General features: G+C 67.9%; 19 protein-coding genes and 1 tRNA gene. 6 read left to right on the top strand and 14 right to left on the bottom strand.

Translation table 11 applies throughout. The annotated features are described in order from the left end of the window. The first annotated feature begins 332 nt into the window (after positions 1 to 332). A complete protein-coding gene (locus BMZ21_RS19750) occupies positions 333 to 929 on the top strand; it encodes a CarD family transcriptional regulator (protein WP_091838016.1) in 597 nt (198 codons plus the stop codon). Positions 930 to 990: 61 nt separating this feature from the next. Here BMZ21_RS19750 and BMZ21_RS19745 read toward each other — a convergent pair whose 3' ends face one another. From BMZ21_RS19745 to BMZ21_RS19735, 3 genes are all read right to left on the bottom strand, one after another. Beyond that, a complete protein-coding gene (locus BMZ21_RS19745; RefSeq protein WP_091838014.1) occupies positions 991 to 1860 on the bottom strand; it encodes a dienelactone hydrolase family protein in 870 nt (289 codons plus the stop codon). 73 nt (positions 1861 to 1933) lie between these two features. Next, a complete protein-coding gene (locus BMZ21_RS19740; protein ID WP_091838011.1) occupies positions 1934 to 3409 on the bottom strand; it encodes a M48 family metalloprotease in 1476 nt (491 codons plus the stop codon). Positions 3410 to 3415: 6 nt separating this feature from the next. Further along, complete coding sequence (locus BMZ21_RS19735) at positions 3416 to 4246, bottom strand: hypothetical protein (protein ID WP_091838009.1); 831 nt, start codon at positions 4244 to 4246, stop codon at positions 3416 to 3418. Positions 4247 to 4274: 28 nt separating this feature from the next. On the opposite strand from BMZ21_RS19735, the gene BMZ21_RS19730 reads away from it, so the two are divergent. Continuing rightward, positions 4275 to 4351: transfer RNA gene (locus tag BMZ21_RS19730), tRNA-Arg, on the top strand. A gap of 256 nt (positions 4352 to 4607) precedes the next feature. Here the strand turns inward: BMZ21_RS19730 and BMZ21_RS19725 are convergent. Then, positions 4608 to 4796, bottom strand: a complete 189-nt coding sequence (locus BMZ21_RS19725; RefSeq protein ID WP_091838007.1) for a DUF3008 family protein — start codon at positions 4794 to 4796, stop codon at positions 4608 to 4610. Between the two features lie 230 nt (positions 4797 to 5026). Between BMZ21_RS19725 and BMZ21_RS19720 the strand changes: the two genes are divergently transcribed. Further along, a complete protein-coding gene (locus BMZ21_RS19720) occupies positions 5027 to 5770 on the top strand; it encodes an aspartate/glutamate racemase family protein (RefSeq protein WP_091838357.1) in 744 nt (247 codons plus the stop codon). Here the strand turns inward: BMZ21_RS19720 and BMZ21_RS19715 are convergent. Genes BMZ21_RS19715 through BMZ21_RS19705 form a run of 3 tightly spaced genes read right to left on the bottom strand, consistent with a single transcriptional unit; the run spans position 5767 to position 8255 of the window. After that, entirely contained in the window at positions 5767 to 6492 is a 726-nt protein-coding gene (locus tag BMZ21_RS19715; RefSeq protein WP_091838005.1) for a polyamine aminopropyltransferase, read from the bottom strand. The two genes, BMZ21_RS19720 and BMZ21_RS19715, sit on opposite strands and share 4 nt — an antisense overlap. Before the next feature lie 6 nt (positions 6493 to 6498). Beyond that, positions 6499 to 7734, bottom strand: a complete 1236-nt coding sequence (locus BMZ21_RS19710; RefSeq protein ID WP_091838002.1) for a metal-dependent hydrolase family protein — start codon at positions 7732 to 7734, stop codon at positions 6499 to 6501. A 41-nt stretch (positions 7735 to 7775) separates the two neighbouring features. Then, positions 7776 to 8255 (bottom strand): DUF2938 domain-containing protein, encoded by a 480-nt coding sequence (locus BMZ21_RS19705; RefSeq protein WP_091838000.1) that lies wholly within the window; start codon positions 8253 to 8255, stop codon positions 7776 to 7778. Positions 8256 to 8414: 159 nt separating this feature from the next. Between BMZ21_RS19705 and BMZ21_RS19700 the strand changes: the two genes are divergently transcribed. Beyond that, positions 8415 to 9548, top strand: a complete 1134-nt coding sequence (locus tag BMZ21_RS19700) for an ROK family protein (RefSeq protein ID WP_425285452.1) — start codon at positions 8415 to 8417, stop codon at positions 9546 to 9548. A gap of 74 nt (positions 9549 to 9622) precedes the next feature. Here BMZ21_RS19700 and BMZ21_RS19695 read toward each other — a convergent pair whose 3' ends face one another. From BMZ21_RS19695 to BMZ21_RS19665, 7 genes are all read right to left on the bottom strand, one after another. Then, entirely contained in the window at positions 9623 to 10561 is a 939-nt protein-coding gene (locus BMZ21_RS19695) for an alpha/beta hydrolase (RefSeq protein WP_208862327.1), read from the bottom strand. A 210-nt stretch (positions 10562 to 10771) separates the two neighbouring features. After that, positions 10772 to 11491 carry a sulfur oxidation c-type cytochrome SoxA gene (gene soxA, locus BMZ21_RS19690; protein ID WP_208862326.1) on the bottom strand — a complete coding sequence of 240 codons (720 nt, stop codon included), beginning with the start codon at positions 11489 to 11491 and terminating at the stop codon, positions 10772 to 10774. Between the two features lie 178 nt (positions 11492 to 11669). Continuing rightward, on the bottom strand, positions 11670 to 11996 hold the full coding sequence (soxZ, locus tag BMZ21_RS19685) for a thiosulfate oxidation carrier complex protein SoxZ (RefSeq protein ID WP_091837998.1): 327 nt from the start codon (positions 11994 to 11996) through the stop codon (positions 11670 to 11672). A 4-nt stretch (positions 11997 to 12000) separates the two neighbouring features. Next, positions 12001 to 12495: a thiosulfate oxidation carrier protein SoxY gene (locus tag BMZ21_RS19680; RefSeq protein WP_091837996.1), complete on the bottom strand. Its 495-nt coding sequence runs from the start codon at positions 12493 to 12495 to the stop codon at positions 12001 to 12003. Then, on the bottom strand, positions 12458 to 12772 hold the full coding sequence (soxX, locus tag BMZ21_RS19675) for a sulfur oxidation c-type cytochrome SoxX (RefSeq protein WP_208862325.1): 315 nt from the start codon (positions 12770 to 12772) through the stop codon (positions 12458 to 12460). The genes BMZ21_RS19680 and soxX overlap by 38 nt, the downstream gene beginning before the upstream one ends. A 236-nt stretch (positions 12773 to 13008) precedes the next feature. Next, positions 13009 to 15198 carry a xanthine dehydrogenase family protein molybdopterin-binding subunit gene (locus BMZ21_RS19670; RefSeq protein WP_091837994.1) on the bottom strand — a complete coding sequence of 730 codons (2190 nt, stop codon included), beginning with the start codon at positions 15196 to 15198 and terminating at the stop codon, positions 13009 to 13011. A gap of 78 nt (positions 15199 to 15276) precedes the next feature. Beyond that, positions 15277 to 15744, bottom strand: a complete 468-nt coding sequence (locus BMZ21_RS19665; protein WP_091837991.1) for a (2Fe-2S)-binding protein — start codon at positions 15742 to 15744, stop codon at positions 15277 to 15279. 434 nt (positions 15745 to 16178) lie between these two features. Here BMZ21_RS19665 and BMZ21_RS19660 point away from each other — a divergent pair, with 434 nt between their 5' ends. Then, complete coding sequence (locus BMZ21_RS19660) at positions 16179 to 18770, top strand: DUF3772 domain-containing protein (protein WP_167561680.1); 2592 nt, start codon at positions 16179 to 16181, stop codon at positions 18768 to 18770. A gap of 49 nt (positions 18771 to 18819) precedes the next feature. Continuing rightward, positions 18820 to 19302 (top strand): CAP domain-containing protein, encoded by a 483-nt coding sequence (locus tag BMZ21_RS19655; protein WP_091838346.1) that lies wholly within the window; start codon positions 18820 to 18822, stop codon positions 19300 to 19302. Positions 19303 to 19313: the final 11 nt, after the last annotated feature.

Here is a 19313-nt window from a genome sequence, read left to right as displayed (position 1 = left end):
CGGCGGCATTCGCATTCCGTTTACCTTTGATTCGGCGCGAATTTTGTGGTATCCACAAGCCACAGTCGAGTTCTTTCCGCCTGCCCCTGCGAGGTTATACAAACGGGGCACTCCCAGAGACGACAGCAGGCCCGACCGGTCAGAATGCCCGGCGTGTTGCTGTCTTCGTGTCTGGTGGCCAGCAAGAAACAACTGACTGAGGGAGCATGTTGTGTCGGGAGAAGAGCCAGAAGGCTTGCCCGTCACGTCAGGCAGAGTGCCGCCGGTCATCCCGGCCAGCGGCTGAAAGTCGCGTCTCCGCTCCGGCGGAGAGATGCAGGAGTCGAAACGGCATGTCCACTGCGAAGAAGACTGTTGTGCGCCAGGGCTTCAAGACGGGCGAGTTCGTCGTCTATCCGTCCCATGGCGTCGGTCAGATCACGGCGATCGAGGAGCAGGAAGTCGCGGGCTTCAAGCTCGAACTCTTCGTCGTCAGCTTCGCCAAGGACAAGATGACCCTGCGCGTCCCCACCGCCAAGGCGGCGAGCGTCGGCCTGCGCAAGCTCGCCGATGCCGACATCGTCGGCAAGGCGCTCTCGACCCTGACCGGTCGCGCCCGTGTCAAGCGCACCATGTGGTCGCGCCGCGCCCAGGAATACGAAGCCAAGATCAATTCGGGCGATCTCGTCGCCATTGCCGAGGTGGTGCGCGATCTCTATCGCTCCGAAGCCCAGCCCGAGCAGTCCTACTCCGAGCGCCAGCTCTATGAGGCGGCGATCGACCGGATGACCCGCGAGATCGCGGCCGTCGAGGAGATCACCGAGACCGAGGCGCTGAAGAAGATCGAGGGTCAGCTCGCCAAGTCGCCGCGCCGCGCCGGCAAGGGCGAGGCCGCCGAGGCGGCCGATGCCGAGGAAGGCGACGAGGACCTGCAGGAGGAGGCTGCCTGAGGCAGCTTTCCGCTATCGGATAGCAAGAGCCCGGCGGATCGCTCCGCCGGGCTTTTTCGTATCAGGCCGCACCGGTCTCTGCCGCCAGGAAAGCCACGGTCCGCTCCCAGGCGAGCTTGGCGGCCGCGGCATTGTAGCGCTCGGCGCTGGTGTCGTTGAGGAAGGCGTGGTCGACGTCCGGATAGACGATCGCCTGGTAAGTGATGCCGGCCGCCTTCAGCGCCGCCTCATAGGCCGGCAGCCCCTCGACCAGGCGCGTATCGCGAGAGGCGTGTTGGATCAGCAGCCGGGCCTTGATCTGCGGCACCTTGGAAAGATCCGGCGAGCGCCCATAGAAGACGACGCCGGCATTGAGCTCCGGCGCGCTGACGGCGAGATCGTTGACCGCGCCGCCGCCCCAGCAGAAGCCGACCGCCCCGACCTTGCCGGTCGTGTCCGGCCGGGCCTTGAGGAAGGCTAGAGCCGCGCGCCCCTGCGCAACGACGTCCTCGGGCTTGAGCTGCGCGAACAGGGCACGCGCCGCGTCGGCATCGGCCGGCGTGCCGCCGAGGGGAGTGAGGAAATCGACGCCGAGCGCAGTGAAGCCGGCGAGCGCGGCGCGGCGGGTGACGTCCTCGATATGCGGATTGAGGCCGCGGTTCTCATGGATGACGAGGACACCGCCCCGCTTCGCCTGGGCCTTCGGGGTGACGAGGTAGCCCTTTAGCCTGACTCCGCCGACCGTCTCATCGATGCGCCTGCTCTCGATGCGGGCGTCGTCGGCCGCGACCTGCTGGGCCTGGGCGTAGTTCGGCTCCAGCAAGGCGAGCGCAGCTTCCGCCGCGGCGGCCGAGCCGGCGATGGCGATCAGCCGGTTCATGAAACTCCGGCGGTCGAGCGGCTTGTGGGTGTATTCGTCGTAGAGTTCGACGATGCGGCGATCGAGCGCCATGGCTGCCTCCCTGTCCTGACGACGGCCGGGAGGCTAGCACAGGGCGCGCCGAAAGCAGCCGGCGCGCTGCGCGCTATTCGCTCACGATCTTGTAACGCTGGCCGGGCGTCAGCCTCGCGTTGCGCTCCAGCCCATTGAGAATCAGGAACTGCTCCAATGGCCGATCGGTCGAGGCCATGCGCTCGGCCAGGCTGGCGGGCGTGTCGCCGGCGCCGGCCGTGACGAGCCGGATCCTCAGGGGGCTGACCGATTGCGCGTCGCTGGCACTGAGATTGCGGAAGCTGTCGAGCAGAGCGCGCATGGCGCGTTCGGGATCGTTCTGGCCCTTGGCGGCGAGGATGAAGCGGTAGACGCGCGGCCCGGCCTGGACCGCCGCAAGGCGGAAAGTCCAGTCGGCGCCCTTGCCGGAGGTCACAGCCGCCGGCAGGCCGCCGACGGTCAGCGACTGCACCTCGGCCGTGGCGACCCCGTCGATCCAGCCCGACGCCACGTAGGATTCCAGCGTCTGGCCGGCCTTCAGCGCGACCGAATCGAAGCGCAGCGCTTGCGAGCCGTCATTGCTGACGCCGACGACCATCTCGCGCGCGGCCTCCAGTTCGAAGCCATCCGGCGCGGTGAAGGCGATACGCAGGGCGCTGTTGAGGTAGCGGCGGCCGCGCACGACGCCATCTGCCGGGTCGTCGCCGAAGGCGACGCCGTCGACCACGGCGAGCCAGCGCGCGGCGTCGCGTTCGCCGAGGCCGGGCGCGCCGATCTGGCGGGCGCCATTGGTGACGGCAGCGACGCGCTCGGGCGTCGAGGGGTGGCTGGAGAGGATGTCGAGCTTCTTGTCGCCGCCGCCCTGCTGGCCGGCGCGGAAGCTGGTGTTGCGGCCGAGCGAGACCAGGAAGCGGCCGGCGCCATAGGGGTCGTAGCCGGCGCGGGCGATGTTGCGCACGCTGATCTGGTCGGCAGTGAGCTCCTGCTGGCGCGAGAAGCGGGCGAGCGAGAGCTTGGAGCTCTGCTGAACGGCGGCTCCGGTCGTCGGATCGTTCAGCACCTGCGCCACGACCTGGCTGACCAGCGCCGATTCCGCCTCCATCTCGGCGCGCTCGACGGCGTGGCGCGCCGTGACATGGGCGATCTCGTGCGCCATCACCGAGGCGATCTCGGAGGAATCGTTGGCCAGCGCAAGCAGCCCGCGGGTGACGTAGAGCCGCCCGGTCGGCAAAGCGAAGGCGTTGACGATCGGCGAATTCAGGATCGTCACCTCATAGGTGCCGATCTGGCCTTCGCCGGCCTTGGCGAGGCGGGCGATGATCGCTTCCAGCTCGGCCTTGACCTGAGGGGCGCGGTATTCGCCGCCGAAGGCCGCAAGCAGGCGCTGGTGCTCGCGGTCGGTGCCTCGCTGCAGGCTGGCGACGCGGGGCGCCGGCTCGCCGCCCGGCTGGTTGAGCGGTGCCAGGACGGAATTCTGGTCACCGAAGCAGGCCGCCAGCAGCAAGGCCGGCAGCACCGCGGCGACGAGGCGCCCCCGGATCGGCTGACGATGTCGCTGAACGTTCCGCATCGGCCCCTAGTCGATCAATTCCAGTGCACTACGCGTCTGCGCCTCGATCAGGAGGCCATCGCGCCCCTCGACCACACCGCTGACGCGCACGCGTTTACCTGTCAGCGCCGACGCGGTCCAGCCGCTGCGCTGCAAGTCACGCCAGAGCGCGCGCGACAGAACGATGCTGCCACCCGCGCCACGCCGCCGTTCGAAGTTGAGATAGGTCCGCTGTGCCCGCTCGCCCACGGCAGCGATACGCCCCTCGACCACGACGATCCGGCCCGCCTGCGCTTTCATCGCGGAGGCATCATGGCCGTCGATGACGGGCATGGCCACTGCGGCAAAATTGCCCTGGGTTGCGGCCGGCGCGAGGCTGCCGGCCTTGCCTGCCACCGCCGGCCGTGGCTCGGCCTTGCGCCAGAGTTCGTTGCAGGCGGCAAGGCCGGGCTCGGGCAGCCGCCGCGCCGCGCCTGCGGCGAGAAGGGCGGCGCTCAGATCGGGCTGGCCGGCGAGCGCATCCGTCCCCTCGGCTGCGAGCAATCGGGCCGGCACACGCCCCCAGCGATCGGGGCCGCCGAGCGGTGCCAGCCGGAATTCGCGCCCATGCCAGCGTGCCAGCTGCGCGGCGAAATGCTCGCGCTCGGTCTCGTTCTGCCGTGGCGCCAGCCCGGCGAGCCTGATGGTCCGTCCATCGGCGAGCTGCGGGTCGCCGTGCCGGTCGAGGCCGGCGAGGCGGACCTGCTCGGCCGCTTCCTCCGGCGCGCAAGCGTCATCTGCCGCCCGCACCATCGAGGCGCATGCGGCCATGACAGCGAGGACGCAGATAATCACTGCAAAGGAAGGCTTCACCTGCATCGGCTTTATGCTAAACGCAAGGACGTGCGTCCCGGTAGCTCAGCAGGATAGAGCAACGGTTTCCTAAACCGTAGGTCAGGGGTTCGAATCCCTTCCGGGACGCCATAAATCCTGCCTGCTCGAAAGTGAGGGGCCGCAATCCTGCGATCGTGTCAGGATTCGTTTAACCTCGGCGTGAAGCGGCAGGGAACTGCAACCTGGCATACTTCATTGCATGCTCACCTTGCACAGGAGGCGAGCATGCAGCTGGTTTTCGCAGTCACTGTCGGCATGGCCCTGATCGCTGCCATCTCATGGGCAGCCGCCGAACGCTGGAAGCTCTGATCTGAGCACCGGGCAAGAGGGCCGATATCTCCAGCGCTCAGTGCTTCGTGACGTGCTCAGGCTTTCCCTTGCGCTTGGTCGAGGCCAACTCGTCGAGTTGCTTCTCGGTCATCGACTTGGCCATCGACTTCGAGGCGCCCTTGAGCTCGCTCTTGGGGATCTCGCCCCGCTTGGCGGCGAGCGCGGCTCCGGCCGCCTTCTGCTGCGCCTTCGATTTGGCTGGCATCGTCCATCCTCCGATGTGAGGGCCGTCGAGCCAGCAACCCGTGCATGCGGCGATGGTTCCGGAGATGAGAGCTCCGAGCCGGCTCGCCTCGCGTGGCGATCTTGCGAACACTGCAGGCTTGCCCTTGCTCGCGAGGCCCTTGCTCGCGAGGAGTGGGCGCGGCAAAGCTCGTGGCACGGCTCTTGATTGAAGCTCCCAAGGCCGGCCAACTCTCGCCCGTTGAGATCATCTTGCGCATCCTCGTCCTCAATCCGAACACCAGCGCCGAGATGACCGAGCTGGTCCTGCGCGTGCTGGCGCCGATGACGCCAGCCGACGTCGAACTCGTGCCGGCGACCGGCCGCTTCGGGGCGCGCTACATCTCCAGCCGCAGCGCCGGCGCCATTGCCGGGCATGCGGCGCTTGACGCCTTCGCCGAGCACGGCGGCGATTGCGATGCGGTCTATCTCGCCTGTTTCGGCGATCCCGGGCTGATGGCGTTGAAGGAAATCGCCAGCGTGCCGGTGGTCGGCATGGCCGAAGCGGCTTGCCGGCAGGCGGCGGCGCAGGGCGGGAGCTTCTCGATCGTCACTGGTGGCGAGCGCTGGGGGCCGATCCTGACCGAGTTCACCGCTGCGCTCGGGCTGGATGGCCGGCTTGCCGCCATCGAGACGGTGGCGCCGACCGGTGGCGACATCGCGGCCGATCCGGACGGCTCGATCGCGCTGCTGGCCGAAGCCTGCCGGCGCACGGTCGCGCGCGACGGGGCACAGGCGGTGATCCTGGGCGGCGCCGGCCTCGCCGGGCTCGCGGCCCGGGTCCAGCCTCATGTCGGCGTGCCGGTGATCTGTTCGGTCCAGGCGGGCTTCGCCGCGGTACTCGACGCGGCGCGCAATCCACCGTCCAAACCGGTTCAAGGCGACCTGGCGCTGCCGGCGCCTGTGCCGAGCATTGGGCTTTCCGCCGGCCTGTCGCGCCTGCTCGGTGAGCGCTAGCGCCGCCTGTTTCCAGCGCCGCGAGTGGGCTGCGCGGCAGTCGCGTTTCCCTTGGGGGCAGCGAGCCAGATCATGTGCTTGGCGCCGCCAGCTCCGGCACGGGCACGCACCGTCTTCTCTTCGACGGCGAAGCCGGCCTGGCGTAGGCGCTGGGTGAAGTTGCGGTCCGGCCCCGCCGACCAGACGGCGAGCACGCCGTGAGACCGTAGTGCCGCCTTCGCAGCCCCGAGGCCGGCATGGTCGTAGAGCCGGTCATTGGCCTCGACCATCAGCCCGTCAGGCCCGTTGTCGACATCGAGCAGGATCGCGTCGTAGCGGCCGGGTCCTTCGCGGATGACTGTGACGACATCGGCTTCGCGCACGCTGACGCGGGGATCGTCGAGGCAGCCGGCGAAGATCGGAGCGAGCGGGCCGCGCGCCCAGGCGATCACCGCCGGGATCAATTCGGCGACCACGATCTCGGCATCGGCCGGAAGCGCGGCGAGCGCCGCCCGCAGCGTGAAGCCCATGCCGAGCCCGCCGATCAGCAGGCACAGGCTCGGGCGCTGGCCGATCCTGTCGATGGCGAGGCTCGCCAGCGCCTCCTCCGAGCCCTTGAGGCGCGAGTTCATCAGCTCGTTATGGCCGAGCGTGATCGAGAACTCGTCCTCGCCGCGGCGCATGAGCTTCAGCGTGCCGCCGCCGGGGATCGGCGCGGCGTCGAGCTGCGTCCAGGGCTTCATGCGCCGTCAGTCCAGCCGGGCGCGCTTGATGAAGGTGCCGGCCTTCATGATGACGGGCATGTGCCGGCCTTGGCGGGTCAGCAGCGCAAGGTCCTGCAGCGGGTCGCCGTCTACGACGATCAGGTCGGCATAGGCGCCCGGTGCCACCGTGCCGATCTTGCCCTCGAGCTTCAGCAGCCTGGCGGCGACATGGGTGGCGGCGCCGATCACCTCATGCGCCGGCAGGGCGCGGCCGCGGATGACGAACTCCTCGGACTGGTGGCGATGCATCTCGCCGAGCAGGTCGCTGCCATAGGCCATGGCGAGCCCCGCCTGTTTCATGATTGCCAGCGATTCCATGCCGGCGGCCCGGACGAACTCGACCTTGGCGACGGAATCGGGTGGGAAGCCGAGCTTGCCGCCCTCGCTGGCGAGCTTGTCATAGGTGACGAGGGTGGGCACCGCGACGGCGCCGTTCTTCGCTGCGAGCTTGGCGGTTTCGGCCTTGATCAGGTTGCAATGCTCCAGCGAATGGACGCCCGCCTCGACGCAGCGGCGGATCGCCTCGTCGGTGTAGACATGGGCGGAGACATAGGTTCCGGCCATGCGGGCCTCTTCGACGACCGCTTCGAGTTCGCCGACCGAGAAGCCGAGGAAATGGATCGGGTCGGTCGGCGAGGCGCAGCCGCCATTGGCCATGATCTTGATGAAGTCGGCGCCGCCCTTGAGTTCCTCGCGCGCGGCCCGTCGAACCTCGGCCTCGCCGTCGCAGATGCGGCCGAGCGCGCCGAGGCGATACCGCGTCGTCGGCGGCAGCCGGTCGTCGTAGCGGCCGCGGAAGTCGGCATGGCCACCGGTCTGGCTCAGCGCCTTGCCGGAGATGACGAGGCGCGGCGTCGGGAAATCGTGTTCTTCAGTCGCCTGTTTCAGGCCGAAATCGGCGCCGCCGACATCGCGCACCGTGGTGAAGCCGCGCAGCAGCATCTCGCGCATGATCACCAGCGAGCGCACCGTGACGAGCGAGTCGGGCAAGGCGGCGTTGCGGCCGAGATCGGCGAGGCCGGCGATGACGTGGACATGGGCGTCGATCAGCCCGGGCATCAGCGTGTGGCCTTTGAGATCGATCACCCTGGCCTTGTCGGAGCGCACGCTCTTGCCGACCTCGCGGATCAACCCGCCCTCGACCAGGACAGAGACGGGCGCGGCGCGCTCGGGCGCGGTGCCGTCGACGATGCGGGCATTGTGGAACAGGGTCGCGGCCATGGGTTTTCCGTCCTTGCCTTTGAAAGTTCGTGAGGCGCAGTTCAGCGCGCCAGCAGCGCGGCGAGCCAGAGGCCCAGCCCGAAAACGACATGGTTGATCAGTCCGATCAGCCGGACCTGGTTGGCGTTCGGCCGTTTGCTGGCGGCGAGGCCGAAGCCCATGCCCGGCTGCAGGATGAACCAGCCGCAGCCGACGGTGACGATGCCGACGATCAGGGCCGGCAGCAGCGTCGGATTGCGGGCCCAGTCGAGCCCCCAGATCAGCAGGACGATCGCGGCGAAGAGCGCACCGATCAGGTAGTGCATGATCCAGCCGATCGCGAGCTCGCGTGCGACCGGCGGCGTGTCGGCGATGGTGTCGTGCATGAAGCGGCCACGCGGCAGATAGGCGAACCAGCGCCCGACCATCGCCCAGTTCGCCAGCGGAATGCCGAAGACGCGGTTGAGGAACAGCGCCCAGAGGTCGAGCAAGGCAGTCGCGCCGATGCCGATCGCGAGCGAGCGGCCGATCACTTCGAGCATCTACAATCCCCCAGGCCGCGAAGCGCGCCGCCGGCTATGGAGGCGAAAGGACGCAGTGGGGTCAATCGCCAGTAGGTTGAATGTCCCGCCCGCAGCGCAGACGGGGCATGCGGCCGCGCGGCGCAGGAACCGCCAGGGGGGCGCGCTCGTTCTCCCCGCGTGACTTTCACGACGGGGGCGGTGATGGCAGTGGCGACGGCGAGCAAGACGAACCCGACCGGGCCGCATGGGGCACAGGAGCTGCCCTCGGTCATCGTCACCAGCTACAATCTCGAAATCCGCGACGGTGACGGCTTCCTCGGCGACAAGGCGAGCCGGGGCGCCTTCATGGATCATCTCGCCGAGTTGCGGAGCCATCTTGCCGAGACCAGCGAGGATCCGCTGGCGAAGGTCGGCAAGACCGTCAGCAAATCGGAGCTCGACAAGCTGCTGACGGAGGGCGAAGCCCGCGAGGCGGCGCTGGTGCTCTCGGCCGTCGAGCGCTTCGCCCAGTCGCTCGCTTTCGTCATCCGTCGCTTCCTGCGCCAGAAGGCCTGGAGCCCGGTCGAGCGCATCGTCGTCGGCGGCGGCTTCCGCCAGAGCCGGATCGGCGAACTGGCGATCGCGCGAGCCGGCATCATTCTGCAGACCGAGGGCTACACCATCGAGCTCGTGCCGGTGCGCCATCACTCTGACGAAGCCGGGCTGGTCGGCAGCGCCCATCTCGCGCCGAAATGGATCTTCGAGGCCTATGACAGCCTGGTCGCGGTCGATATCGGCGGCTCGAACATTCGTGCGGGGATCGTCGAATTGCGCCAGGACAAGGCCTCCGATCTCAGCAAGGCGCGAGTCTGGGAAACCGAGCTCTGGCGCCATGCCGATGAGGAGACGAGCCGCGAGCAGGCCGTGAGGCGGCTCGGCAAGATGCTGCGCGAGCAGATCGAACACGCAGCCAAGGAAGGCCTGCGCGTCGCGCCCTTCATCGGCGTCGGCTGTCCCGGCCTGATCGAGCCGGACGGCGCGATCGATCGCGGCGCCCAGAACCTGCCCGGAAACTGGTCGAGCAGCCGCTTCAATCTGGTCGAGAGCATTCGCGAGATGGCGCCGGAGATCGGCGAGCACGATACCGTCGTCACCATGCACAATGATGCCGTCGTGCAGGGCCTGAGCGAATTGCCGTTCATGCAGGATGTCGAGCACTGGGCGGTGCTGACGATCGGCACCGGGCTCGGCAATGCCAGCTTCCACAATCGGGCGAAGCCGAAGGGCCGGGACAAGGAGAAGCCGAAGGACGGCAAGAGCAAGAAGGATTGATCGTACCCCACGCAGTCGTGGTCATCCCGGGTCTCCCTGCGATCGCCCGGGATGACCTTGTCGTGGGATTGTGCCTAATCCCGCTTCGCCGGTAGCGCCCAGAGCAGCCCGCGCGTCACGATCGCAGGGAAGACGGTGAGATGGTCCTCGCCTGGGATGACCTCGCTCGCGAGCTTGAGGCCCGGATAATTGCGCGAACGCAGCGCCTGCTCGAACTCCCTGAGATCGGCGATCATGTCGGTCTTGCCGTTGTAGCGCGGATCGCCGGACGCTTTGTCGATCGTCTCGTAGGAGGCGATCGACATGAAGACGTTCGCCCTCAATTCCTTGTTGGCTTCGGCATAGCTCCGTTCGCGTTGGAACAGCACCTTCTGGTCGAACCAGAGCGAGGGGCTGCCGATGATGTAGTGCGAGAACAGTTTCGGCTCGGTCAGCAGCACGTAGAGGCCGAACAGGCCGCCATAGGAATGGCCGGCATAGATGCTGCGGGTGGTGTCGGTGCGGTACGTCGCAGCGACGAAGGGCATCACCTCCTCCGAGAGGAAGCGGCGATAGCCCTCCGCTTCGCCGAAGACTGGCGGCTTGCCCGACGGATCGCGTGTCTTCTCGCCGTTCGGCGTCGGGGTGTAGTCGCGCCGGCGGCTGTATTCGGGCGTGTCGCCGACCGAATATGACAGGCCGACCAGGATGAACTCCTCCAGCCCCCTGGCCCGGTTGCCGACCCGGCGGGCGATCGAGCGGACCAGCGGGAAGGTATAGTCGGCATCGGTGACGAATAGCACCGGGAAGCGCCGGCGCGGCTGGCTCTGATAGGATTCCGGCAGGCTGACGAATATCTCGTAGTCGCGCTGCAGCGCCTTGGCCCGGATCGTCCTGACCTCGGTGCCCTTGAGCACGAAGGGCGGCGGTGACGCGGTGGCCCCGGCTGCCGAGGCTGGCGGCTCGGCATCGGGCTCGGCGATGGCAGCGGTGGCGATCAGCATGAAGGCAACGAAGGCAGGCAGGCGAAGCATCCACGACGTCTCCGACAGGACTGTGCCGGGATCGTGACGGCTCGCGTAGCCGTCGCCAATAGCATGTCCCCGATATCCACGAGTCGTCCCGGGCGCAGCGAAGCGAAGACCCGGATCCATTCCGGAACCTCATTCGGAAAGGCTCAGGCGTGGGTCCCGGATCGGCGCCGCTGACGCGGCTTGTCCGGGACGACTCGAACTGGAGAGACGTCAGCGTCTCAGGCCGGGTGCCTCCAGTGCGAGCCCCTTGGCGCGCACGGCGAGATAGAGTTCGAGCGCGAGGTATTCGTCCGAGCCGTAGTCGAACTGCGTCGCCCTGACGCCGAGCGAACAGGCACGCAGGCGCCGGTGCAGCGACCCCAGTCCGTTCCATTCGAGCCGGTAGGCCGGATAGCCGGTGCCGATGCCGTAGCTGATCGTGTCGCCGCGCAGCTTCTGGCCGACCAGACCGTCATGACATTGCGTGCAGGCGAGATTGAGCTGGCCCTGCCGGCGGTCGTAGAAGGCCTTGCCGGTTTCATAATAGGGTTTGGCCGCGCCCTCGGCCGAGACCGTCAGCGGCACGCCCTTCGAAAGCGAGGCGACATAGGCGGTGAGCCCGAGCAGTTCCTGGCTCTCATAGCCGAAGGCGGGCTGCTTCTGACGGTCGACCCGGCACTGCTCGATGCGACCCTCGAGATTGATCAGCTTGCCGCTGGCGGCGTCGACTTGCGGGTGGCGGGCGGCGGCCCCGCGCAGGCTCTGTTTGGGATCGGTGTGGCAGGAGATGCAGGTCGGCGCTGCACCCTCGCGGCGGCTGAACAGCTCCTCGCCCTGCTCGACCCAGAGCCAGCCGGGATTGCGGGCTTCATCCTCCTGCTGGCGCTGCATCGAGGCTGAGAGGAAGGCGCTGCCCGGCTTGATCTCCTCCGCGGTCGCGGCGGTCAGCAACAAGCTGATCAATGCGGTGGCCAGCCAAAAGGCCTTCCCGGAACCATAGCCCTCATCCTGAGGAGCGATCGCAGATCGCGTCTCGAAGGATGGTCCAGTGCGCTCTGGAGCATCCTTCGAGACGCCGCTGGCGCGGCTCCTCAGGATGAGGGCTGTGGGGATCATTGCGGGAATGTGGTCATGTCACGACGAGACGGGCGGTGCGGGTGAAGGTCGCCCCGCCATCCTCGCGCCATTCGAAGGTGAGGTCGCCGGTCTCGACGGCGCGGGTGGTGAAGCTGACGAAGGGATTGGCGGAGACGCCGGTGTGCATGTCGTAGCGAAACACCGGCTCGCCGGCATAGGTCACGGTCAGGCGGTTCAGGATCTTGCGCGGGACGACGCGGCCTTCGGAATCGACCTGGCCGCCGCGATCCATTGGATGGCGCACCAGGACGCGAATCTCGACGATCTCGCCGGCCCTGGCCTCGGCCGGCATGGTGATGCGGGCGTTGAACGATGCCATCGGTTCAGCCTCCGTCGATGCAGGCGCTGAGCGTCACCACGATATCGGCATCGGCCATGACATAGCCGCCGCCGCTCAGCGAGGCAATCGCCACGACCTTCTGCGAAGTCGCGAGGCGCAAGGTGGCGCGGATGTCGGCCCGGCCGCTGCGAGGGGTGAGATTGAAGCGGGCAACATCGGGAAACGGGTTCTTCTCGGCGATGACATGGATCCAGCGAACATGGTCGGCCTGCGTCATCGGGCTCTCGACCTGGATCGCGACATCGACCGAATTGCCGTTCTCGACCAGTTGCGGAATGTCGAAGGTGATCCTGCCGCGCTCGGGCACCGCGCCTTCGGTGATGCGCGCGATCAGCTCGGCGAGAGCGGGAGGCGCGGCCGCCTGGGTGGAAGCGGGCACGGCGGCGAGGGCGAGGCCGGCGACGCCGGCCGCCATCACCTCGCGGCGCGAGAGCGCCGGTTCAGGGCGTGCGCAGGCTGGCGAGATAGGTGACGACATCCTCGATCTCCTGGGCGGTGAGCGCCGGCCGATCGCGAAAGGCCGGCGCAACGTCTCGCAATCCTTGGTTACGAAAATAGGGCGGCATCACCGTCCGCGGGTTGAGCAGGCTGGCATCGACGAGGCGCAGGCGGAGCTGGCCCATGTCGAGCCGGCTCGCGACCCCGGCGAGATCGGGGCCGATCGTGCCCTGGAAGGGCTCGTTCGGCTCCGGCAGCTGGTGACAGATCAGGCAATTGCCCTGCGTGCGATCGAGCACGAGCGCCCGCCCGCGCATGGGATCGCCGACCTTGCCGCCGAGCGGCGCGGGGATCGCGTCGCCGACGACGGTGTAGGCTTCGAGGGCAGTGGCTGGAATGGCTAAGAGCAGACCGGCGAAAATAATCGCTAGTCGTCCCGGGCGACCGAAGGGAGACCCGGGACCTATTCCGGAACCTTTCCGATTGGCGTTCCGGAATGGATCCCGGCTCTTCGCTTTGCTTCGGCCGGGATGACCTTGCCCTTTCACCAATCTCACGCCTTGCGCAGATCCGTATTCTTGAGCGGCAGGTTGCGCACGCGCTTGCCGGTGGCGGCGAAGATCGCGTTCAGCACGGCGGGGGCCGCGACCGCGATGGTCGGCTCGCCGACGCCGCCCCAGAAGCCGCCGGAGGGCACGATGATCGTCTCGACCGCCGGCATGTCCTCCATGCGCACCACCGGATAGGTGTCGAAATTCTCCTCGACCATGCGCCCGTCCTTGACCGTGCACTCGCCGAAGAGCGCGGCCGAGAGTCCATAGACGAAGGAGCCCTCGACCTGGCGCTCGATCTGCGCCGGGTTGACGGCGTGGCCGGGGTCGGTCGCGGCGGTGATCTTGTGGATCTTGAGCTTGCCGTCGGCGTCGACCGAGACCTCGGCGACCGCCGCGACATAGGAGCCGAAACCCATGGTCTGGCAGATGCCGCGATAGACGCCTTCCGGAGCCTTCGTCCCCCAGCCGGCCTTCTCGGCGACGGCATTGAGCACGGCGAGATGCTTGGGGTGGTTCTTCATCAGCGCCCGGCGGAACTCGAGCGGATCCTTGCCGGCGGCATGGGCGAGCTCGTCCATGAAGCATTCGAGATAGATCGTGTTCTGGTTGAGGTTGACGCCGCGCCAGAAGCCCGGCGGCACATGCGGGTTGCGCATGGCGTGGTCGATCAGCAGGTTCGGCACGCCGTAGCCGATCGAAGCCTCCGGTCCGGGCGGGTTGAGCCCCTGGAAGACGGCGGGATCGCGGCCGTTCTGGATGTTCTGCGGGAAGATCCCGGCGACGATCGACTGGCCGGAGATGCGCAGGTGCAGGCCGGTCAGATTGCCGTCCTTGTCGAGCGCGCCGGTGAGCTTGCACTGCGTCACCGGATGGAAGCGCCCGTGCAGCATGTCCTCCTCGCGCGACCAGATCAGCTTCACCGGCGTGCCGGGGATCTGCTTGGCGATGGCGACGACCTGGCGGACCCAGTCGTGGACGGCGCCGCGCCGGCCGAAGCCGCCGCCAAGATCGATCTTGTAGGCCTCGCATTTCGCCAGCGGCAGGCCGGAGGCCTCGGATGCGGCGGCGAGCGCCGCCTCACCGTTCTGCGTGGGCGTCCAGACCTCGCAGCGCTCGGGGGTGTAGAGCGCGGTCGCGTTCATCACCTCCATGCAGGCATGGTTCTGGAACGGATAGGAATAGACCTGCTCGACGACGCGGGCGGCATTGGCGATGGCGGCCTTGACGTCGCCGTTCTGGTTGCCGACCGCGGCTTGCGGCGCGTCGAGCCCTTCCTTCAGCCAGGCGGCGATGCTCTCGCTCGAGACCTTGGCGTGCTCGCCCTCGTCCCAGACGATGGGCAGCGCATCGAGCGCGGTCTTGGCGCGCCACCAGGTGTCGGCGACGACGGCCACGGCGCTGTCGCCGACGGGCAGGACATGCTTGACGCCCGGCATGTCCTTGATCTTGGCGGCGTCGAAGCTCTTCACCTTGCCGCCGAAGACGGGGCAGTCCTTGATCGCGGCGTTGAGCATCCCCGGCAGCTTGAAGTCCATGCCGTAGACCTTCTTGCCGGTGGTCTTGTCAGCGGTGTCGAGGCGCTTCAGCGGCTTGCCGGCAATGGTCCAGTCCTTCGGGTCCTTGAGCGGGACATCCGTTGGCGCCTTGAGCTTGGCGGCTTCGGCTGCGACCTCGCCATAGCGGATCGAGCGGCCGGAGCCCTTGTGGGTGATCACGCCCTTTGCGGCGCTGCATTCGGCCGCCGGCACCTTCCAGCCATCGGCGGCCGCCTGGACCAGCATCATCCGCGCGGCGGCACCGCCCTTGCGGACGTATTCGTGCGATTCGCGGACACCACGGCTGCCGCCGGTCGAGAAATTGCCCCAGACCCGGTTGCGGGCGAGGTTCTGGCCGGGCGTCGGGTATTCGGTCGTCACCTTGGCCCAGTCGCAATCGAGCTCCTCGGCGACGAGCTGGGCGAGTCCGGTCAGCGTACCCTGGCCCATTTCCGAGCGGGCGATGCGGATCACCACCTTGTCGTCGGGATGGACCACCACCCAGGCGTTGATCTCCGGCACCGCGCCTTGCGCCTGCGCCTCCTCGGAGACGGGAATGGCAAAGCCGAAGCTGAAGGCGCCCGCCGCTGCGGCAGAACCTTTCAGGATGCTGCGGCGGGAGAGCTTGGTGTCGGTCACAGAGGCTAGACTCATGGCGTCCTCCTATTGCGGATGGCGCTGCGGCGAGGCTGTGGCGCTCGAGCCGTGCGCAGAAAAATGGGTGAGGTCGGATCAGCCGCGATTCATCTGGCCGCCGGCGGCGACGTCCTTGATGGCGGCCTTGACGCGGTTATAGGTGCCGCAGCGGCATATATTGGTGATCTCGGCGGCGATGTCGGCATCGCTCGGCTTGGGGTTGGACTGCAGCAGGGCAGCCGCGGCCATGATCATGCCGCTCTGGCAGAAGCCGCATTGCGGCACGTCATGCTCGATCCAGGCCTTCTGGATCGGATGGTTGCCGTCCGGCGAGAGGCCCTCGATGGTGACGATCTTCTGCTCGGCGGTGAGGGCGCTCACCGGCATGGTGCAGGAGCGGGTGGCGACGCCGTCGATATGCACGGTGCAGGCGCCGCATTGGGCGACGCCGCAGCCATATTTCGTTCCGGTCAGCCCGATCTGCTCGCGGATCACCCAGAGCAGCGGCGTGTCGTCCTCGACCGTCACGTCAATTGTCTTGCCATTGATGCTCAGCTTAGCCACCGCAAACCTCCCGGTTTCGATCCCAAGGTCGGCGAGAGAGCCAGCGCGCCTCGCCGTTCAGTCAGGCCAGCCCGTCAGAGGCCGGATGTTCCTTGGAAGAATTCAAACCCAGAAGCGCGGCAGCCGCCAGAGGTTGCGTGCTCACCTGCGATCACGGTCGCGTTGAATCGTTTCAGGGTGCGCACATGGCGATCCAGGCGGCTTTCTTCGGCGCTGCCATGATGCTGTCCGGTTTTCTGTCGCAGACACGCAGCGTCAGCTATGCCTGCCTCGGCGTTCTCTCACAGGAATGTGATGCCCTCACACGATCTTTGCCCGGTGGAGCCGTGAAGCCCCGATTCCGGCTGCATCGCCGTTTCGTCGGAGATGCTTGCTTTCGTCACGCGGCAACGGCGAGGCTGCGCGACCATGCGAATCAGCCCGGCAGGACCTCAATGTCGATGATATCCGGCCTCGGACGACGAGCTTTGCACCGCTCCGGCGGCGCCTTGCTGCTCGCGCTGATGCTGCTCGTCGTGCCGCTGGTGGTGCTGGCGCAGACTGCCGACAATACGACCAGCCCGCGCGCCCGCCTGGACTCGATCCGCGGCGAGCTCAGCCAGATCGAGGGCTCGCTCGCCAATCCGAATGTCTCGGACAATGAGCTTCAGCGCCAGCGTCTGCGCCTGCAGCCCTTGCTCGACCAGCTGCGCATCCTCACCGACGAGCAGGCGCCGCGCACCGAGCAGGCCAAGCTCAGGCTCGAGCAACTCGGGGCCAAGCCCGACGCCAATGCGCCGCCGGAGACGCCTGATGTGGCGCGCGAGCGCGAGACGCGCACCAAGACTTTCGCCGAGGCGGACGAGACCCTGAAGATCGGGCGCGCGACGCTGCTCCAGGCCGAGCAGCTGCAGAGCTCGATCGGCGATCTCAGGCGCGACCGCTTCGCCAAGGCGCTTTTCGCGCCGGGTCCCTCGGTCCTCAACCCGGAAGTCTGGTCGACGACGCTGACGGCTCTGCCGTCCGATCTGCGGGCCTCGCAGTTCATCTTCGGTGACTGGCTTTCGGTCTTCACGACGGCGCTGTTCAGCGCCCGCGGATTTCTGGTCGCGCTCTCCTTCCTCGGTGCGATCGCGCTCTACGTGGCGCGCGCCCGCTATATGCCGCGGCTGACGGCGCGGCTGGCGGCGAAGGTCGATTCGACCGACCGTCACATCCTCTACGGGGCACTCATCCGCATCATCGCGCGGACGGCGCCGCCGGCGCTGGCGTCCTGGCTGATCTATGCCGGCCTGAACGCCGCCGGCCTGCTGCCGCCGCGAATCCAGCCGGTGATCCTCGCGGCGGTCTTCGGGCTCGCCCTGTTCGCCTTCGTCCAGGCGCTGGTCGATGCGCTGTTCGCCCCCGGTGAGCCGCAGCGGCGCCTTGCCAGCGTGATGGAATCGACCGCCAAGACGGTGGCGTGGCTTGCCGGCTCGCTCGCCATCGTCATGGCGATCGGCAAGGTCCTTGAGGCCTGGCTGCAGGCGATCGCCGCCGGCCTTACCCTGTCGATCATCGTGCGCGGCGTCGTCGCCACGGTTTTCGCGCTCGTCCTGATCGCCGGGCTCTATCGCCTGCGCGACAACCAGGAGATCGAGCAGGAGGCGTGCCTTGGCCCCTATGTGCCGGTCGACGGCGCCAGCCTCGGCCCGGTGCGCATCCTCGGCTGGGTGGTCGGCATCGCCATCATCTTGTCGCTGCTGCTCGGCTATGTCGTGCTGGGGACCTTCCTGACCGAGCAGGTGATCTGGCTCGGCATCCTCGCGGCCGTCTTCGTGCTGCTGACGCAATTGATCGACCTCGGCATCGTCAGCCAGCTGACCGGCGACGGGCGGTTCGCGCTGACCCTGCGGGCCGGTATCGGCCTTCGTGCCGCGACGCTGCAGAAGATCGCGGTGGTGCTCGCCGGCGCGCTCAAGATCGTGCTCATCGTGGTCACGATCATGCTGGTGCTGGCGCCCTGGGGCCTGGAATCGACGGATCTGACGACCTCGCTGCGGGCCGCCTTCTTCGGTTTCCAGGTGGGCGGGGTCACGGTCTCCTTGTCCTCGATCGTCGTGGCGATCCTGCTTTTCGCACTCGGCCTTGCGGCGACGCGTTCGCTGCAGAACTGGCTCGATGGCAAGTTCCTGCCGACCACGGCGCTCGACACCGGCCTGCGCAACTCGATCACCACTGCGGCCGGCTATGTCGGCTACGCGGGCGCGGCCGCGATCGGCTTCTCTTCGCTGGGCCTGAGCCTGGAACGATTGACCCTCGTCGCCTCGGCGCTCTCGGTCGGCATCGGTTTCGGCCTGCAGTCGGTGGTGTCGAACTTCGTCTCGGGCCTGATCCTGCTCTGGGAGCGGCCGATCCGGGTCGGCGACCAGGTGCTGGTCGGCGACGCCGAGGGCATCGTCAAGCGCATCAATGTCCGCTCGACCGAGATCGAGACCTTCGACCGCTCCTCGGTGATCGTGCCGAACTCGAACCTGGTCTCGGGCGTGGTGCGCAACCGCGTCCGCTCCGACCGGACGGGCCGGGTGCTGATCTCGATCAGCGTGCCGCGTCGGCTCAATCCGACCGAGGTCAGGGCCATGCTGCTCGAGGCCGCCGAAGCGCATGGCGATGTGCTGAAGAAGCCGGCCCCGAACGTGCTGTTCAAGAAGCTCGGCACGGGGACGATGGATTTCGACCTGATCTGCGTGGTCGGCGATGTCGACATCGTCGGGCGCGTCACCAGCGACCTCAACTACGTCATCCACCGGCGCCTGAGCGAACTCGAGACCCCGGTCGCGACCGAACTCACGGTCAAGGGGCTGGAGGGTGTCGAGCACTCGCTGGGCGAGATCGCCGCGGCGGTGTCGAAGGAGATCGGCCGCCGCGCCAGGCCGGCAGGCGGACGGGTCACCGTCAAGCGCTCCGGTCCGGAGCCCGAGGCCGAGGCGGAGCCGGAGGAAACGCCCCCGCCGCCCGCCAAACCAGAACCGGCCGCGAATGGCGGCAAGGACGAGACCAAGGACTGATGCGATGCGTCTTACCTCCGCTCCCACCGCGCGCCAGCGGCTGCGGTCGATGAGCTGTCCCGCCGCGCTTGCGGCAGCCTTGTCGCTGCTGAACCTCGCCGGCTGCACCGAGCCGGTCCGGACCCAGCCCGCCTTCTATCGCGATCTCGGCTCGCCCTCGGCCAGGGTCGATGCCGAGGCGGCCCGCGCGACCATCTCGGCCTATCGGCTCAATGCCGGCCTCGGAACGCTCAAGCTCGATCCGGAGCTGATGCAAGCGGCCGAGCAGGAGGCCGCCGCCATGGCTGCCGCCGACAAGCCGGCGCAGGCTGAAGCCGTGAAGGCGCGGCTGGCGCGGGCGGGGCAGCCGGGCGCCGAGGCCAATCTCTCGGCCGGCTATCGTCGCCTCGCCGAGGCCTTCTCCGGCTGGCGCGACTCGCCGCAGCACGACCGGGTGATGAAGGCGCCGAACGCGACGCGCATGGGCATCGCCTCGGCCTATGCGCCGGGGTCGAAGTACCAGGTCTACTGGGCGCTGTTGGTCGCGCCCTGAGCAGGCGTGGC

The organism is Allobosea lupini, assembly GCF_900109525.1.
GTDB lineage: Bacteria > Pseudomonadota > Alphaproteobacteria > Rhizobiales > Beijerinckiaceae > Allobosea > Allobosea lupini.
This window is presented reverse-complemented; position numbering and strand designations above follow the sequence as displayed.

Coding starts and splice junctions, on each gene's coding strand:
- BMZ21_RS19750 (WP_091838016.1), top strand. CDS start 333: ATGTCCACTGCGAAGAAGACTGTTGTGCGCCAGGGCTTCAAGACGGGC.
- BMZ21_RS19725 (WP_091838007.1), bottom strand. CDS start 4,796: ATGCCAGCCAAATCGAAGGCGCAGCAGAAGGCGGCCGGAGCCGCGCTC.
- soxX (WP_208862325.1), bottom strand. CDS start 12,772: ATGCGCGGGCGGGCGCTCGTGCTCGATCGCACGCAGGGCAATTGCCTG.
- BMZ21_RS19715 (WP_091838005.1), bottom strand. CDS start 6,492: ATGAAGCCCTGGACGCAGCTCGACGCCGCGCCGATCCCCGGCGGCGGC.
- BMZ21_RS19670 (WP_091837994.1), bottom strand. CDS start 15,198: ATGAGTCTAGCCTCTGTGACCGACACCAAGCTCTCCCGCCGCAGCATC.
- BMZ21_RS19680 (WP_091837996.1), bottom strand. CDS start 12,495: ATGTCGTCACCTATCTCGCCAGCCTGCGCACGCCCTGAACCGGCGCTC.
- BMZ21_RS19655 (WP_091838346.1), top strand. CDS start 18,820: ATGAGCTGTCCCGCCGCGCTTGCGGCAGCCTTGTCGCTGCTGAACCTC.
- BMZ21_RS19705 (WP_091838000.1), bottom strand. CDS start 8,255: ATGCTCGAAGTGATCGGCCGCTCGCTCGCGATCGGCATCGGCGCGACT.
- BMZ21_RS19710 (WP_091838002.1), bottom strand. CDS start 7,734: ATGGCCGCGACCCTGTTCCACAATGCCCGCATCGTCGACGGCACCGCG.
- soxZ (WP_091837998.1), bottom strand. CDS start 11,996: ATGGCATCGTTCAACGCCCGCATCACCATGCCGGCCGAGGCCAGGGCC.
- BMZ21_RS19745 (WP_091838014.1), bottom strand. CDS start 1,860: ATGGCGCTCGATCGCCGCATCGTCGAACTCTACGACGAATACACCCAC.
- BMZ21_RS19695 (WP_208862327.1), bottom strand. CDS start 10,561: ATGCTTCGCCTGCCTGCCTTCGTTGCCTTCATGCTGATCGCCACCGCT.
- BMZ21_RS19735 (WP_091838009.1), bottom strand. CDS start 4,246: ATGCAGGTGAAGCCTTCCTTTGCAGTGATTATCTGCGTCCTCGCTGTC.
- BMZ21_RS19740 (WP_091838011.1), bottom strand. CDS start 3,409: ATGCGGAACGTTCAGCGACATCGTCAGCCGATCCGGGGGCGCCTCGTC.
- BMZ21_RS19660 (WP_167561680.1), top strand. CDS start 16,179: ATGTCGATGATATCCGGCCTCGGACGACGAGCTTTGCACCGCTCCGGC.